The sequence below is a fragment of the Salegentibacter tibetensis genome (assembly GCF_020164485.1).
In the GTDB taxonomy this organism is placed as follows: domain Bacteria; phylum Bacteroidota; class Bacteroidia; order Flavobacteriales; family Flavobacteriaceae; genus Salegentibacter; species Salegentibacter tibetensis.
The window spans coordinates 27,706-44,186 of record NZ_JAIQZA010000005.1 but is presented as its reverse complement, the minus strand read 5'-3'; the positions used below and the strand labels follow the sequence as shown (position 1 = coordinate 44,186).

The 16,481-nt window shown below is 37.6% G+C and carries 11 protein-coding genes; 4 read left to right on the top strand and 7 right to left on the bottom strand.

The features are described 5' to 3' along the window. Nucleotides 1–252: 252 nt before the first annotated feature. Entirely contained in the window at nucleotides 253–2,421 is a 2,169-nt protein-coding gene (locus LB467_RS03710) for a TonB-dependent receptor (RefSeq protein WP_224472680.1), read from the bottom strand. 34 nt (nucleotides 2,422–2,455) lie between these two features. After that, nucleotides 2,456–2,782: a hypothetical protein gene (locus LB467_RS03705; RefSeq protein WP_224472679.1), complete on the bottom strand. Its 327-nt coding sequence runs from the start codon at nucleotides 2,780–2,782 to the stop codon at nucleotides 2,456–2,458. A 419-nt stretch (nucleotides 2,783–3,201) separates the two neighbouring features. Between LB467_RS03705 and LB467_RS03700 the strand changes: the two genes are divergently transcribed. Further along, on the top strand, nucleotides 3,202–5,250 hold the full coding sequence (locus LB467_RS03700) for a HelD family protein (RefSeq protein WP_224472678.1): 2,049 nt from the start codon (nucleotides 3,202–3,204) through the stop codon (nucleotides 5,248–5,250). A 109-nt stretch (nucleotides 5,251–5,359) separates the two neighbouring features. Next, a complete protein-coding gene (locus LB467_RS03695) occupies nucleotides 5,360–6,784 on the top strand; it encodes a TonB-dependent receptor (RefSeq protein ID WP_224472677.1) in 1,425 nt (474 codons plus the stop codon). Nucleotides 6,785–6,859: 75 nt separating this feature from the next. Here the strand turns inward: LB467_RS03695 and LB467_RS03690 are convergent, their stop codons facing one another. The 4 genes from LB467_RS03690 to LB467_RS03675 all read right to left on the bottom strand — a co-directional run bounded on the left by LB467_RS03690 (nucleotide 6,860) and on the right by LB467_RS03675 (nucleotide 12,807). Then, nucleotides 6,860–8,437: a SulP family inorganic anion transporter gene (locus LB467_RS03690; protein WP_224472676.1), complete on the bottom strand. Its 1,578-nt coding sequence runs from the start codon at nucleotides 8,435–8,437 to the stop codon at nucleotides 6,860–6,862. Between the two features lie 353 nt (nucleotides 8,438–8,790). Beyond that, entirely contained in the window at nucleotides 8,791–11,346 is a 2,556-nt protein-coding gene (locus tag LB467_RS03685; protein WP_224472675.1) for a TonB-dependent receptor, read from the bottom strand. Beyond that, entirely contained in the window at nucleotides 11,336–12,244 is a 909-nt protein-coding gene (locus tag LB467_RS03680; protein ID WP_224472674.1) for a FecR family protein, read from the bottom strand. The genes LB467_RS03685 and LB467_RS03680 overlap by 11 nt, the downstream gene beginning before the upstream one ends. A gap of 53 nt (nucleotides 12,245–12,297) precedes the next feature. Beyond that, nucleotides 12,298–12,807: an RNA polymerase sigma factor gene (locus LB467_RS03675; RefSeq protein ID WP_224472673.1), complete on the bottom strand. Its 510-nt coding sequence runs from the start codon at nucleotides 12,805–12,807 to the stop codon at nucleotides 12,298–12,300. Nucleotides 12,808–12,955: 148 nt separating this feature from the next. Here LB467_RS03675 and LB467_RS03670 point away from each other — a divergent pair, with 148 nt between their 5' ends. Next, nucleotides 12,956–13,735 (top strand): DUF4382 domain-containing protein, encoded by a 780-nt coding sequence (locus LB467_RS03670; RefSeq protein ID WP_224472672.1) that lies wholly within the window; start codon nucleotides 12,956–12,958, stop codon nucleotides 13,733–13,735. Nucleotides 13,736–13,953: 218 nt separating this feature from the next. Further along, a complete protein-coding gene (locus LB467_RS03665; RefSeq protein ID WP_224472671.1) occupies nucleotides 13,954–14,625 on the top strand; it encodes a hypothetical protein in 672 nt (223 codons plus the stop codon). Nucleotides 14,626–14,931: 306 nt separating this feature from the next. On the opposite strand, the gene LB467_RS03660 is transcribed toward LB467_RS03665, so the two are convergent. Then, nucleotides 14,932–16,182, bottom strand: coding sequence for a S8 family peptidase (locus LB467_RS03660; RefSeq protein ID WP_224472670.1), 1,251 nt, complete (start codon nucleotides 16,180–16,182; stop codon nucleotides 14,932–14,934). Nucleotides 16,183–16,481 lie beyond the last annotated feature (299 nt).

Sequence of the window (16,481 nt, the reverse complement as noted above, 5' to 3'; positions counted from 1 at the left end):
CCCAAAAAACGAAACAAAAAAGGGCGTCCTATGTGGAGGTGTTTTTTTGGCAACAAGGCCAAAAAATCGCAAATCAGCAGCTAAATTTTTTCCATGGCTTCAAAAATTATTAACGCTGCTGATTTTCTACACTCACACACGGAATTTAAATCTCACTATGCTCGCAACGTCATTTTCCTACGCTATATAAAATTTTTTATCACGGGTCTCAGGATGACGTTTTCAATTACTTTAAAACAGCCTCTTTTCATTTTAAAAGAACAATTTCACACCTCCATTTACTACAAATCCATCTACCGGGGCATAAATATCCCTGAATTGTGGATCGGAAATCGAACCGGTAAATATGGAATCGAAACGGGTTTGGCGGGTATCGGTAAAGTTTTCAAAATTCAGAAAGATTGAGAAGTCTTCCCATAATTTTTCCATCATTAAACCAAAAATCCAGTATTCCTGCCCGGTGGCACCATCACTTAACTGCTGCGGACTAAAATAATAGCCTTCTAAACCAATTTTCAGCTTTTCATGTAGCTCATACATTATTACATTGTTTAACCGATGCTTTGAAACCAGGGGCATTTCAAAGGAACTCCCGTTTTCTGTTCGATCAACATCAGCATAAGTATAGCCGGTAAATAGTTTGAAATCTTTATAACCAAATTTTAAATTCGCTTCTATTCCCCTACTTTCAATAAATCCATTAGGTTGCAGGTATTCAAATACACCTTCCGCAGTATTCTCAAGAATGATGGGCTTATCAATTTTTGTGTAAAAGAAAAGCGTGTTACTCGTAAATTCTATGATTTCAAAAAGTTCAGTACGATAATTAATATCAAAATTTCCACCGATGGAATTTTCAGCTTCGGTTGTGCTTACATCTATAGGCATTACATTTCTAAATTGAAGTCGCTCTGCATCTTCCGTAAAAACTGAAGGTGTTTTATAACCCATTCCGCCGCCAATTCGGGTAGTAATGGCATCAGAAATAGTGAACATAGCAGATATCCTGGGCAATACAAACCATCCATATTCATTTTGATAATCAGTTCTAAGACCTGTTTCCAGCTGAAACCAGTCGTTGGCCCGCCAGTTATTCTGAACAAAAGCTCCATACGTAAGATGCTCATAATCTACCACGGGAGCATCGGTAAGTACATCCTGTTCAAAGCGATCTACCCACAAATTTAGGCCGCCAATCAATTCCATTTCACCAGTACCCAATACTACGGAAGCTTCATTATAAGAGGCAAATTGATTGCCTGCAAAAACATAGTCCCCGGTTTCTATTTTCCGGTCAAAAAAACTGAAACTGTTTTTAAGGTTAAAGCGATTTTCATCATTCCAGGAATGTTCAAAACCAGACTGCAGAGTGGTCCTTGCCGTGTTGTTCCTCTCAAAATAAGGATCTTCAACCTCCTCCCCTTCCAGGTAAGCGACATTTCCACCGGTGCGTTCTTCTACAGTAGTATTCACACCAACATCGAGTTTGGTATTTTCTGTGAATTCATAAAAAACCCTGGGATTAACAGTGTAGCGATTGAATTCCGGAATTGCTGTTAAACCAATATCTGCGGGGTCGTAAGGTGAACCAAGATTATAAGACGCAAAAATTGTGGTCCCCAATTTTCCGTAGGTATCGGAATAAAATCCACTCAAGTCCAGTCCTAAGGCTGAAGTGGCATTAAGCATAAAATTAAGTTCCTGTTCCTCTCCGGGTGTTTTAGAAATAAGATTCACCAGTCCCGCAATAGCTCCACCTCCATAAAGCGTTGAGGAAGACCCCTTAATAACCTCAACCTGTTGCAGGTCTAAAGGCACGATTTGTAACAAACTGAGTCCGCCGGAAAATCCGGAATATAATGGATAGCCGTCCTTAAGGAGCTGGGTATATTTCCCATCAAGCCCCTGAATTCTAATACTGGAATTACCAGAAATAGGGGAAGTTTGCTGGGTTTGAATTCCGGTGGTTTCGTTCAGCAACATCCTGATATCGCCGGGTTTCATATTTCCTTTTTCAGCCAGTTCTTCTCCTGAAATCACTTCTACCCGGGTAGGCAGATCGGCGATGCTACGCCTGGAACGGGTAGATTGAATAATGACTTCTTCCATTTCTTCCCCACCGGGCTTCAGGAAAATTTCCAGCGTATCTTTTGTAGTCCTGGGAAAATCAAGCGTGATTTCTTCTGAAGCAAAGCCCACAAAACTAAAAATGATTTTCTGAGTCCCATTGGGAATATCTTTTAAAGTTAATTTCCCGTCTATATTTGCCGTCGCACCAATATCGGTTCCTGCAACTAGGGCATTAGCCCCTAATAAAGGTGTGTTATCTTCCGCATTTTTAATTACTGCCTCCAGGGAATTTTGGCCCACAGCGTTGAATGCGATCAGAAAGATCGCAAGTTTAAATAAGAATTTAATCATTGTGAAAATTTAGGTTATTATTCAAAGTATGTTTTCAAGAAACAATAACCTGTTGAGGCGGTTGCCATACCCTATCGGCGTATTCTGCTTCCACACTTTTAAAGGCAAGTCCGAATAAATTTGATAATGCTAGAGGTTGGAATTTATAATCAGCTACTGCTTCATCAATACTGGGAACAAATCCTGTACAAGTTCCACAGTTAATAAAAGGAGAGCATAATCCACATTCCTCCTCCTGCTGTCTGTTTTCATTCTCCGCAATTTTATCTATGGAATCTGAATCACAACCATCCAAAATACAGCACGGATATGCCGAAATAACCAAACAAAAAATTCCTAATAAAGCCGCCAGGATTCTCATATTTCAAAAGTAGGAAATTAGCTTGAAAAAAGAAGTAGTTATCTCTAGATCAGCTTGGGCAATTATTCAATTTTATTGTAGCAGCGATTTGGTTATACTTCTAATTTAGGATATTTTTGCGGGCGTTATGAATAAAAACAGGATTGTTAAATTCACCAAGCTTACTCCGCCCTAAATTCCGGGCTTCCTCCCTTATTTCTTCGAAATCTTTCTCTTCTTTTTATTTCTGGCTGCAGAATTCAATTTCAAATATTTTCTCTCAGTCATTGCGTTGAAGTTAGATCGAATAATTTAAAAATTGTGCAAAGCACGAAATGAAGTTAAATATCACAGAAGGGAATTCTGTAGAAGTTATTTAAAGCACATTCATAAAGGCAAATCTTTCATCAAATAGATTTCAACAAAAAAAACAGCATAAAATGGAACAGGAAAATTTAGAAAAAAAGCGATTAAATCAAATACTCGCAAAAATAGACCTTGCCATTGCTAATATCACCAAAAGATTAAACAACCAGGGACAGGATATTAAAGATGCCAATACCTATATGCAGGAGCATAAACGCGATATGGATCATCTGGAAAAAAATGCCGTTCGTGAATCTATAGCCAATATGGCTATGCTGGGCCGGGCTTCTTTAGATAAAAAAAAACGCCTTTTACGTTTAAAAAATGTTACATATTTTGGTCGGTTGGATTTTAAGGAAGCTAAAAATTCAGAAAAAGATAAAATTTATATAGGGGTACATAATTTTAAAGATGAAGAAACCAACAGGAATTTGGTTTACGATTGGCGCGCCCCAATTTCAAGTATGTTCTACGATTTTGAACCCGGCCCTTCTTACTATGAAACCCAGGAAGAAAAAGTAGAAGGCCTAATGTCTTTAAAAAGGCAATTCAGGATTAGGAACGGGGAAATGGAATATATGCTGGATAACGATATTGCCATACAGGACGAGGTACTTCAAAAAGAACTGAAGCAGGCTTCTTCCAGTAAAATGAAAAATATTGTTGCAACTATTCAGCGGGAACAAAATGCAATTATTCGTAACGAAGAAGCCCGAAATTTAATTATTCAGGGAGTTGCAGGATCGGGAAAAACCTCTATTGCCCTGCACCGAATCGCTTTTCTCTTATATAAGTTTAAGGATGATATTTCTTCTGAAGATATTTTAATTATTTCGCCCAATAAGGTATTTGCCAGTTATATCTCTAATGTTTTACCCGAATTAGGTGAGGAAACCGTTGAAGAGATTAGCCTGGAAGAAATCGCAGACCGACTTTTTGACTATCAAATTAAATTTCAAAGCTTTTTTGAACAGGTTTCAGAATTATTGGAGCGCACCAACGAAAAATCAATTGAACGCATAGAGTTTAAATCGTCCCGGGAAATCCTGAAAAAGATGGATGAATATCTGGTTCATTTAGAAAATAATGCTTTTCAGCCTAAGGATATTTTCATCAATAAAAATCCGGTTCCAGCCTGGTTTATCGAGGAAAAATTCAAGCAATTCCACCGTCTCCCTATTCTTAAAAGGTTTAATGAAGTGGTTCGGGAAATTGTAAATAACACCTTTATGTATTATAAGTATGAAGTTAAAGGAAAAGAGCGTACAGATCTTCACTCCACTATTAGAAAGATGTTCCCTTCTACCAATCTTAGGATGCTTTATAAAGGTTTTTATGAATGGATGGATCGCAAGGATTTGCTGAAAATGCGCAAAGGCGGAACTTACGAATACAGTGATGTTTATCCGCTTTTATATTTAAAAATGAAATTAGAGGGACTTCCTGGCTTTACCGAAGTAAAACATCTGGTTATTGACGAAATGCAGGATTATTCTCCGGTTCAATATAAGGTCCTTTCTAAATTATTCAGCTGTAAGAAAACCATTTTGGGAGATATCAACCAATCTGTGAATCCGTTTAGCTCATCAGATCTTAAAACCATTCAATCTATTTTCCCGGATTCTACAGCAATGACGATGCTCAAAAGTTATAGATCTACTTATGAGATCACCCAATTTTCTAAAAGGATAAGTGATAGAGTTGAGGTTGAAGCTTTAAAACGCCACGGCAGTGAACCAGGAATAAACAGTTTTAAAACCAAAGAGAAAGAATTGAGATACCTCAAAGAGCTTATTGATAGGTTTAAAAAAGAGGATCATAATTCGCTAGGGATAATTTGTAAGACCCAAAATGAAGTAAACAAACTTTATGAAGAGTTAAAAGAGGAATATCAGGTAAGCTTGCTGGACGGAAAAAGTGTGGCATTTGGTAGCGGCGTAGTAATTACTACGGCGCATTTGGCTAAAGGCCTGGAGTTTGATATGGTAATAGTTCCAAATTGCACCGATAAAAATTATAAAACCGCCCCAGACCGGCAAATGCTGTATGTAGCCTGTACAAGAGCAATGCATATTTTAGAAATAACGGCAACAAGTAAGATTTCCGGGTTTATAAGCAATTGAAGGCTTTAAATTGTTTCCTTTGCCATTAAGCTATAGAAAAAGTAAGAACAGCGTTCTATTTCAAAAAATTCAGAAGTAATTAGAGCGGAAAAAATAAAAAAAGAATTACATGAAAAATATAATTGAAGGAGAAAAAAAATTCGAGTCCAGCAGGTCTATTCAGAATAAAGCCCTGCGCATTAATTTAAATAAGAATATCTACGGTACTTTTGCTGAAATTGGTGCCGGCCAGGAAACGGTAAGAAATTTCTTTAGGGCCGGTGGTGCATCTGGCACTATTGCTAAAACCATAAGTGCTTACGATAAGGATTTTAGCGATGCCATTTATGGGCCAGAACCACAAGGAAGGTATGTTACTGAAGCGCGATTAAAAGACATGCTAGACTTTGAAACCAAACTTATTGAAGAAAGGATTTCAAGGGAAAAACATCCAAAAAAACTATTTTTTAGCTACGCAAATACGGTGGCCACAATAGATTTCGCCAAGAAATATAAAGGGCACGGATGGTTAGGAATTAAATTTCAAACCCAGCCTGAAACAGAATATAATCAGATCTTAATTCATGTTCAGTTTAATGAGAACAATGCGGCCCAGCAACAAATCACGTTGGGTCTTTTGGGAGTAAACCTAATCTATGGTTCTTATTATTACTATGATAATCCGAAGAAATTATTAAAAAGTCTTTACGACCATATAGACACCGATAAAATTGAAATAGACGCCATAAATTTTCACGGGCCATCCTTTGAAAAAGTTGATAACCGTTTAATTAGCCTTGAACTACTTAGAAATGGAATAACTGAAGCGGTAATGTTTGGTGCCGATGGTAATAATGTATTGCCCGCCAGTGTACTCTACAAAAAAAATATTCTCACTTTAAGGGGTAGTTTCAGGCCGGTTACCCGGGTTAATATGAATATGTATGAAGAATCTTTAAAGCTGTTTCTTCAGGAAAAAAAGGTGGAAGAAGAAGATACTATTGTAATTTTTGAAATCACCTTAAACAACCTCAAAGCTGAAGGTGATATTAATGAAAAGGACTTTTTGGATAGGGCCGACTTATTATGTTCGCTTGGGCATACGGTAATGATCTCCAATTTCCAGGAATATTATAAAGTTGTGGAATATTTCTCCCAGCATACTAAAAAGCAAATGGGCTTAACTATGGGGGTAAATACGCTAACCGATATTTTTAATCCTGAATACTATACAAACCTAAGTGGCGGGATCCTGGAGGCTTTTGGTAAATTATTCTTTAAAAATTTAAAGATTTACCTCTATCCTTTAAAGGAAAACGGTGAAATATTAAATAGTGAGAATATTAATATCCCTGAAGGAATGAAAGAACTCTACCAGTACTTTAAAGACAACAAGCGGGTTGTAGACATAGAGAATTATGAATCTGAAATTCTCGATATTCATTCCAGGAAAGTTCATGAAATGATCATGGAAGGAGAAAAAGGCTGGGAAACCATGCTGCCGGAAAAGACTACTAAACAAATCCAGGAAGAGCAACTATTTCAAACTACTTAATTCTTGCATTTTTTATACACAAAAAGGCCGGCATAAAAATATGCCGGCCTTTTTGTTTTACTCTAAAATCAATACTTAACTTTGCTTTCTCCAGAATTTCTCGGTGAGGTTCTGTTCCAGGTTAACAACTTCAAGCTTGATGTTTTTATACTTGGCAGTTTCCTTAAATTCGTCTATAATTTCATAAATATCGTGGTGTACGAATTTAGCCTCTGTACCGTCTATTACCAAATGAGAATTTTCAGGAATATGATCTAAATAAAGCATAATATCAGCTTTATTCAGGAAAGTAGTTTCCTGCGCCAGTTTCAAAGTTTTTGTTCCTGCCTCCTCTTTAACTTTTTCCTGAGTAATATATGCATTCTTATAATTATCTCGCAAAATAAAGAAAACGGCAATTGTACCACCAACCATTATTCCGGTAATTAAATCGGTAAACATAACCACTAAAATGGTAATTATAAAGGGAAGAAATTGCTTTTTACCCTGCTTAAATATCGCTTTGTAAATTGGAATACTTGTTAATTTATAACCTACTACAAATAGCACTGCAGATAATGCAGCTAATGGTATTAAGTTAAGTATCATAGGGATAGAGGCTACACAAACCAGCATTATTAAACCGTGAGTAATTGTAGCAGTTTTAGTCCTACCGCCAGAGCTTACGTTTGCAGAAGTTCTTACAATTACCGCAGTAATTGGCAAACCTCCTACAAATCCGGCCACGATATTACCAATACCCTGCGCTTTTAATTCGCGGTTGGTAGATGTCCTTCTTTTATAAGGATCTAATTTATCACCGGCTTCAGTACTTAAAAGCGATTCTAAACTGGCTATAAATGTTATGGATAACGCGACAGTAATAACTTCAGGATTCCCAAGAGCATTAAAATCTGGAAATTGGAAGAAATTAAAGAATTCTCCAAATGAGTCGGCCACAGGTAATTTCACCAGCTGAGAAGCTTCCAGTGCCAACTCGGGGAGATATAATTTAAAAAACTCGTTGATAAGGATACTAACGATAACAGCTGCCAGAGCAGAAGGGAAATAATTAAAGAATTTAAACTTTTTAAGTGCAGGCCTGTCCCATCCAATAATGATTATCAAAGAGACAATGGTAATGATTGTAGTACCATAACTTATAGCATAAAATATTTTTGCCAGTTCAGAAAATGTATTGGATCCATCAGTACTTCCAAAAGTTTCTACTCCCTGGAAAACATCAGCTACTCCAAATGCATGAGGGATTTGTTTTAGAATAAGAATTAAACCAATAGAGGCAAGAATACCCTTAATCATGGCATTAGGAAAGAAATATGCTACAGTACCGGCCTTTAGAAAACCAAGGGCTATTTGGAAGATACCTGATAAGATAACCGCAACCAAAACAGCTTCAAAGCTACCCATACTCTGAATTGCGGTAAATATAACAAGGGCAACACTAGCTGCGGGACCACTAACATTTATACTGGAATTACTAAAAAACCCTACAACAATACCCCCAATAATCCCTGCAATGATTCCGGAAAACAAAGGTGCTCCAGAGGCAAGTGATATTCCAAGGCATAGAGGTAAAGCAATTAGAAAAACCACCAGACCGGCAGAAATATCGGTCACAAAATGTTTTTTCATAAACTCTAAATTCTCTTTCATAAGCTTAAAATTTTCTTAAAATTTAAGCCGCGAAAATAGTAATTTTTATAGATTTAAAGTTAAAAAATCATTAAAGAGTTTTGAAATCAGGCATTTTTTTTAAAATAAAGTCAATTTTAATGCTTTTTAGAAATGCCCTATTTTGTAAATAAAAAAGCTAATAAAACCGTAAGAATAAAGAAAATATAAACCCAGTAAATTTTAGGTAATGATTTTGTGTTTTTCATAATAAAAAGACTTTAAATTATGATAAATATAACAAAAAGAAGCAACCTGCCAAAACCCCGGTTTATTTAGGCTTTTAGCATTTCTTTTTTATTAATTCTCTTAACGTTCTTATCCTAAATCCTCTTTTAGAAATCTATTCTAAACAGTGCATTTGGCGTGAACCTAAGAGAGGCGTTATCAATTCGTACTGCCCGGGAATTATCTTCCTCATCGACACGAAAGTAACTATTAATAATATTCGCGCGGTTTAAGATATTTAAAAACCCCAGGCTTATATGAGCCTGTACTTCACCTGACATGGAAAATGTGTACGAGGAAGAGGCATCCAGCCGGAAAAAATAAGGTAAGCGTGAAGAGTTTGGATCATCGTAATTTACCACTATAGTATTTCCTTCCCTGCGGGTTTGGTTTTCTTCTACGGGGGATGTGTATGGCCTGCCGCTTCTCCATTTTCCTCCAATGGAAAATTTTAAATCCTCATAGTGATAATTTACTGCAAGGGAAGCCGAATGGGGAATATCAAAATTGTTTGGAAACTGTTGTGGTTCCAGTGCTTCAAAATTATAATCACTCTCTGCCAAAGTATAAGTGAAATAGGTGTGAAAATTCCTGTACTTCTTATTCACGAGAAGCTCAACCCCTCTTGCAGTATAGTTTCCCGCTACTCTTCTAAACTCGTTTTGATCCTGAAACCCCTGGTTTGAGGTACTTATGCCTTCTACTTGTTTATAATATCCTTCAAGGTCTATATACCAACCTCCGGCACGAAAATCTATTCCTGTAGACACCTGCCTACTTTGAATTACAGGGAAATTTTCATTATCGGCTAAAATCCAGCGTCGGTTTTCCACCCCCAAAAAGTCTTCCTGAAGATCGATTGACTGGCTGGTAATCTGGCTCTTAAATTCTCCCTGTACTTTGTAATTAATCCCCGGTTTTATTTTATAATTAAAACTCAGGCGGGGTTCGATGAGAAATTTCTCGAATTTATCGAAATAATTATAACGCAATCCTGTCATTAAAAAGATCCTGCCCCCTTCATAACTTAGTTCAGAAAAGGCCGAATGGCTCCTTATAACATTCTTAATTCTGCTGCTAAAAAAAGGATTATTCAAATTTTCGGCATTTAAAACACCTACTTCGTAAAAGTGATAACCATTGGTCAATTTAAGCTGTTGATTCAACTTATTTATGGCGTTAATTTTAAAGCCGGTTTCCAGCACTTCATTACGCTGTAAAAGTTGCTGGGCCGCATCTATATTAAGATTTGCCGCGTCCAATTCATACCGGGTGAGATAAGCAAGGGTTTCGGTATGAAAGTTATTACTCCAGTGAGCACTCCAGGAGCCGCCGGTCGCTAAGTTTCGCTGGGCAAGACTGCTTTTCTTTTTCTCTTCAGCAAGATCATTAGATGATAACTCCTGATAATTAAGATTATTATCTATATAAAGTGTACTTAATCGCAATTTGTGTCGGTCGCTTAAGTCGTAAAGGGCTTTAAAGCTGAAATCATAATAATTAAAATCTGCGGTTCTATCATTAACCTCATCCTCCCTTCCGGGGAGTTGAATTTCGGTATCCTGAAAGGTGCGGTCAAAATAACTGTTATAGGTAGGCGTATTAAAAAAGTCGTTAAGCGACCGTCTTCCTGAAAAATGAACCTCCAGTTTTTCTGTAATAGGCACTCTAAAATATGCATCGCCACTCACCAGGCTAACCCCTGCTCCTGCTGAAAATTTTCCAGTGAGCTCATTCTGGGAACGAATGTCTAAGGTTCCTGATACACCTTCGTTTAAAGAAGACTCAGTCCCATTTTTTATTAAAGTCGCTTTCTTGGTAAGGTTAGAATTAAAGGCTGAAATTAATCCGAAGAAATGCCCGGTGAGATACATTTTAATCCCATCAAATAAAACGAGGTTTTGATCACTTGTACCCCCGCGAATATTAATATTGGAGATCGTTTCATTTACACTTTCCACTCCGGGTAAAGCTTCCAGAGTTTGTAGTACATCGGGCTCCATTAATCCCGGAAGTACTCCAAACCTTTCGGTATCAATTTTTATAGAACCATCTTCATCTTTGCTGATTCCCGAGGTAAGATAATTTACCACGAGCATTTCCTGCAAATCTTCGGCTATGGCATCCATATAAATGGTTTTGCAATCCCTTTCAGGGAAAGAAAAATCCCTTAAAATAATAGGAGCATACCCGAGATGAGTAATCCTTATCGATGTGTCTGAAAGAAACTCTTTCAATTGAAATTTACCGGAAGAATCTGTAACCGCAGTTGCAGTATCCCCTATCCATACTGTGGCACTTGGAAGAGGTTGTTCCGTGCTACGATCTAACAATAATAAGCATACCGCCTGCAAATCTTTCTTTTTTACAGCTATATACCTACTACTTATTCTTTCAAAATGTAAGTTTGTTTTGGACCGAAGATCATCAAGCGATCTTTCCAGGCCCAGGGATGCAGGAGGTGGAAGCAGTTGAATAGAATCTAAATCCCTATCCAGGTAGGAGAAACGTACCTCAAACCTTTGTTCAATTCCTGCTAATATTTCCTTTAAAGGCAATTGTTTGTTTTGCGGGCTGTCCTGCCCAAAAGAGAAGGTGAAGAACAGCAGGAAAATAATAGAAGGAATAATTTTATTTAACCGGCTTGAACGCCTATTCCTCATATAATTCAACTTTATTGCCAGATTCAATCTTATAATTTAATCCAAGGGGGACAGTGATAGACCTCAATGCAGTTTCCAGATCTGAGTGACTAAAACTTCCACTAAAAAGCTGTTCCCCATCCACATTATCTGCTGTTATCTTTAAACCAAACTGTCTTTCCATTTCCGAAAGTACGAACTTAAACGGAACCGCACGAAAGCTGCTTTCATTTTTTATCCAACCCGGAGTTTCTTCCACTACCGCGGCACCTTGTTGTAATTGTCCTTCTATTACCTGGTATAATTCGTTTTTCAGTAACACGCTTTCTCTGCCAGAATGAGTTACTTTTACCGATCCTTCATAACATATGACTTCAAAAAATCCTGCACGGTTTATTACATTGAAACTGGTTCCCAAAACCTCTACGATCCCCTCGTCTGTCTTAACTTTAAATTCACTGCCTTTTTCAACCTCAAAAAAAGCTTCTCCGTCCAGATGTACTATTCGCTTCCCCTCCCATCTACGCGGATAATATTTCACCTTGCTTTCAGCACTTAAACGAACCTTAGAATTATCGGGTAATTCGACTAAGGAAAACTGTCCTGTTTCTGTTATTACGGACTCTGAAGCATTAAAATATATAAAAAAGCCAGAGGCCAAAAGCAGCACCAGGATAGCAGCTATTTTAAGAACAGCAGGAAGACGTAACAATCTACCTTTTCGCGACTGACTCCTTTTCATCCTCTCCTTAAGAAGATGCAGATTTTTTTCTTCATTAAAATCTGGCTTCTGGAAAAGTGCAGCTTTCTGCACAATTTCTTTATAATCGTGGTATTCGGGTGATTTTTCAAACACAGCCCGTTCTACCGGGGAGAGTTCCCCGTTTAACCATTTCTTTATCAGCTTTTTATTTTCCATGTGATTCTATAAATAGAACAATTAAGATCCGCTTTACCCTACCCTTAAGTGTATTAAATATTCCCAATCTTCTTCCGCAAGGATTTTAAGGCCCCCATCATTCTTTTTTCAACAGCTTTTTCAGATATGTTTAGCATTTCGGCTATTTCCCTGTATTTTTTTCCATCGATGCGGTTAAGGAGAAAAACTTCCCTCTGGCCTTCAGTAAGATCACCTATAGCTTTTTCCAGTTTCTGCATGAATTCCTTTTCCTGCAAAAGAAAATCGGGATGTTCATGATCCCTGTCTTCCACAGGATTATTCTTACTATAATGGAGTTTTACCTTTTCGTGTTTAGCAGTATTCAGGAATAAATTATTAGCTACTGTAAACAAATAGGATTTTGCTTTAAGGAAATTTATTTTACTGCAATTCTCAAATATCTTTATAAAAGCCTCCTGAGTTAGATCTGATGCCGTGTCTTTATTTCCGCACTTGTAGTACATGAAATTATGGAGATCGCTGGAGTGCTTCCTGTAAAAAGCCAGAAAAATATTTTCCTTACAAAGGTCCTGGTTTGACATATTGGGGATATAAGTTCCTTATTACTACCAAATGTATTTAAAAAAAATTACTGTGGGGTAGGGTAAAACATATTTAGGTTGTCTTATGTGTAGAAGGCGGTAAAAACTTTACAACCCAAAATTAGAAACCTAAAATCCAATCTTAATTATGAAAAATGTTTTAAAATCTATTTTATTCCTGACAGTTGCAGCAACTACTTTATATTCCTGCAGCAGCGACGACAACAACACGGGAGAAACGGCAAACATCAGCGTTAAAATGGTAGATGCCCCCGGAGATTATCTGAATGTTTTTGTGAATGTTCAGGCTATTGAAGTTATTGTAGACGGTTCTCCTATGGAGTTTAACGTTAATCAACCGGGACAATATGATCTTCTGGAACTAACCGCAGGAAACTTTGCATCCTTATTAGATGAAGATATTCCTGCAGGAAGATTGAGCCAAATTCGTTTGATCCTTGGTGAAGATGGTAATGAAGCTGTACTTAACGGAGAGACAAGTCCCGTAGATCTAAAAACCCCAAGTGCTCAGCAATCGGGTCTTAAGCTTAATGTGAATTATGATTTACAACCCGGAGTTGCCTATGATTTTATTCTTGATTTTAACGTAGATGAATCTGTGGTTAAACTTGGAGCCGATCAGGGATATATTCTTAAGCCTGTAATAAGGGTGACCACTGAGGCTGAAAGTGGAGCTATTGCCGGAGTAGTATCTCCTGCTATGGCAGCAAGTGTTACCGCCACAGACGGTGAGACTCAGGTTACCGCCAATACCAATACCGAAACCGGTGAGTTTTTGCTGTTCGGTGTACCCGAAGGAACCTATACCGTACTTATCGAATCTGCTGAAGGAGAGGTTATAACTGAAACAGATATCGTTGTAGAAATTGGAGAAACCACCCAAATGGGGACGGTTAATTTTGAATAATGATGTTAAATTGATCCTCCCGGGAAAGGCTGTCTTGAAAAAGGGCAGCCTTTTTTATTTTTACTAATATTGGCGGGTTAAGAGCATTCCAGGAAATTAAACGAGATAATTTGTGTTTTTTTTAAAATTAGTTTTAATATTATCACCCTTATAGGTAGGGTAAATTTAATCTTAATTGTCTTATTTATATAAACCTTAAACGATTCACCTTATCCGGTATGAAAAAGAGACTACCTTTCATTCTATTATTTCTCCTTCTTTTTTTGGCAGCTTGTCAAAAAGAAGAGTATGAAGTAATTACAGAGCAGGATCAAAACTCTATAAGTATTGATATGGAGGCTTATAACCTTATTTATCGGGCAGCTATGTACGACGGTTCTGCAGATGATCAAATAGATAACAATCCCTGTTTTTCCCTGCTTTTTCCTTATACTATAACTTTCCAGGGAAGCGAAATAAATATTTCTTCTGAGACTGAACGCCAGAACTTTTTAGAAAGTTTACCTGCTAATGCTAACCCTCAGGATATTGTACTGGATTTTCCAGTTACAGTTATTAACCCGGGACATCAAAGAATTACAGTGAGGAACAGACAGCAGTTTGCAGGTTTGCAGCAAGCCTGCCGCAATATGACAAATGAGCGCGGTACACCAATTACTTGTGTGAATTTTTCATTCCCATTACGCATTAATTCCTACAATAGTGTTTCTCAGCAAGCAAATTCAGCAGTACTCAATTCTCAGGAAGACTTATTTGTCTATTTCGACAACTTAACGGCCAGTTCTGTAGTAAGTTTTGAGTTCCCATTAGAAATAAGCGTGAACAATATATTAACTCCAGTTAACAACGGGGCGGCATTAGTAAGCCTAATTAGACAATGTGAAGAATAATCTGCACAATTATTCAGAAGACAATTTAACTCTACATCTAGTAAACTATCTCGGAGCAATCCCACGAGTCATTATAGGAAATATTTTAATTTCGAGGCAAGCCTCGCAGCTCCCAATATTATCGGGATAAATCTCGATTATCGAGTAAAAATCGAAGAAGCATGTATGTTGGTTAGGAAATTAACATTGATGTGGCTTCCTTCAAAATTTTGAGGGTTAAAATACAAAACCTGAGAAACCATCCTTTCCGGAATAAAAAAAGCACCCCGGATGGGATGCTTTTATAAAAATTTTTAAAGTTATTTCTTAGTGAACAATAATCGGATCTGGATTTCCATCTGGATCACCATTTACAGTACCATCTGTAGATGCAACACCCAACAACAATACACCGGCTGCGTGTGGAGCGGCCATTGAAGTACCACTTATTGAATTATAACCACCGTCTTTCCAGGTAGAATTAACAGCTACTCCAGGAGCTACATAATCTACTGGAGGATTTCCATAGTTAGAAAAAGATGCCCAGTTATCGTTAGAATCCATAGCAGAAATCGTTACAATATATTGCCCATTCACTCGAGCGGGAGAGCTGTTATTAGCGTCAGCACCATCATTACCTGCTGCAAGAGCGAAAATAATTCCGTTTTCTGAAGCCGAAAGCACTGCACTATCAAGAGCATCTGAAGTTGGTCCTCCAAGACTCATATTGGCAACGTCCCCGGCACTTCCGTAAGCTGCTACGTGATCTACACCAGCTATAACGCCAGAATAAGATCCGCTACCACGGCTATCCAAAACTTTTACAGGTATAACAGAAGCTCCCGGAGCTACACCAACAACTCCAAAATCGTTATTTAAAGCTGCGATAGTTCCGGCTACGTGTGTCCCGTGACCGTTTCCATCGTCAGTAGATTTCCCATCTTTACCTGAAGTAAAAGCGTTAAATCCTCTGGATGCGTCTACATTAAGATCTGGGTGATCTGTGTCAATTCCACTATCAATAACCCACGCAACATTAGATCCTGTATAAGAAGAGACTCCGTTAACTCGAGTAATTCCGTATGGAATATCCTGAGCTGAATCTCCCCCGCCAGAATCTCCATCTCCAGGATCTCCATCACACGGCCCGCCATTTGGCGTTCCACAAGGAGGAGCAAATTGTACGATTCTGTCTTCTTCAATAAAAGCAATTTCTTTTTTACCTCTTAAGGTTTCCACCTGCTCAAGGGTAAGTTTTAAAGCTGCACCGTTAATTGTTTTACTGTATACAGCTAATAACTCGGCGTCTGCTATTTTCGCATCAGAAAGAACTTTTTTCGTAGTATTTGCTACAGCTTCCTGAGCTTTTGTATAACTCTCCGGGTATTTGGAAGAAGCATTGCCGGTAATATCTTTATTGAAAACAACAATATATTGCCCTTCAATAATATCTGCTGAAGAAGGAGCTACCAATTCTTCATTCATTGGCTGTTCCCGCACTTCATCTTGTGAACAGGAAGCAAAAAAGGCGGCAGCTATTGCAATTACCGCGAGTGGTTTGAATTTGTGTAAAATCATAAATTAAAATGTTTGGTTAACAAAAGGTTAATAGATCACCCAAATCTATCACTTTATCGATAATTTACAAACTTTTGCCGGTTTTATTTAATAATTCCATTACATAAACTCTTAATTTATTCAGTTATTCTTAACAATTCTCTTGGTTCTTTATTGTCATATTCACTGATTCCAAAACGTTCCCGGAGCAAATAGCATCCCGAAAATTCTTCCCTTTAAATAATTAAATCAAGAACCTCGGGGAATTAAACCCTCAATGAGGAATTAAAAAATTGCTGCCTAAGTATTCAAATAGGGTA

Coding starts and splice junctions, on each gene's coding strand:
- LB467_RS03665 (WP_224472671.1), top strand. CDS start 13,954: ATGAAAAAGAGACTACCTTTCATTCTATTATTTCTCCTTCTTTTTTTG.
- LB467_RS03680 (WP_224472674.1), bottom strand. CDS start 12,244: ATGGAAAATAAAAAGCTGATAAAGAAATGGTTAAACGGGGAACTCTCC.
- LB467_RS03685 (WP_224472675.1), bottom strand. CDS start 11,346: ATGAGGAATAGGCGTTCAAGCCGGTTAAATAAAATTATTCCTTCTATT.
- LB467_RS03670 (WP_224472672.1), top strand. CDS start 12,956: ATGAAAAATGTTTTAAAATCTATTTTATTCCTGACAGTTGCAGCAACT.
- LB467_RS03690 (WP_224472676.1), bottom strand. CDS start 8,437: ATGAAAGAGAATTTAGAGTTTATGAAAAAACATTTTGTGACCGATATT.
- LB467_RS03675 (WP_224472673.1), bottom strand. CDS start 12,807: ATGTCAAACCAGGACCTTTGTAAGGAAAATATTTTTCTGGCTTTTTAC.
- LB467_RS03660 (WP_224472670.1), bottom strand. CDS start 16,182: ATGATTTTACACAAATTCAAACCACTCGCGGTAATTGCAATAGCTGCC.
- LB467_RS03695 (WP_224472677.1), top strand. CDS start 5,360: ATGAAAAATATAATTGAAGGAGAAAAAAAATTCGAGTCCAGCAGGTCT.
- LB467_RS03710 (WP_224472680.1), bottom strand. CDS start 2,421: ATGATTAAATTCTTATTTAAACTTGCGATCTTTCTGATCGCATTCAAC.
- LB467_RS03705 (WP_224472679.1), bottom strand. CDS start 2,782: ATGAGAATCCTGGCGGCTTTATTAGGAATTTTTTGTTTGGTTATTTCG.
- LB467_RS03700 (WP_224472678.1), top strand. CDS start 3,202: ATGGAACAGGAAAATTTAGAAAAAAAGCGATTAAATCAAATACTCGCA.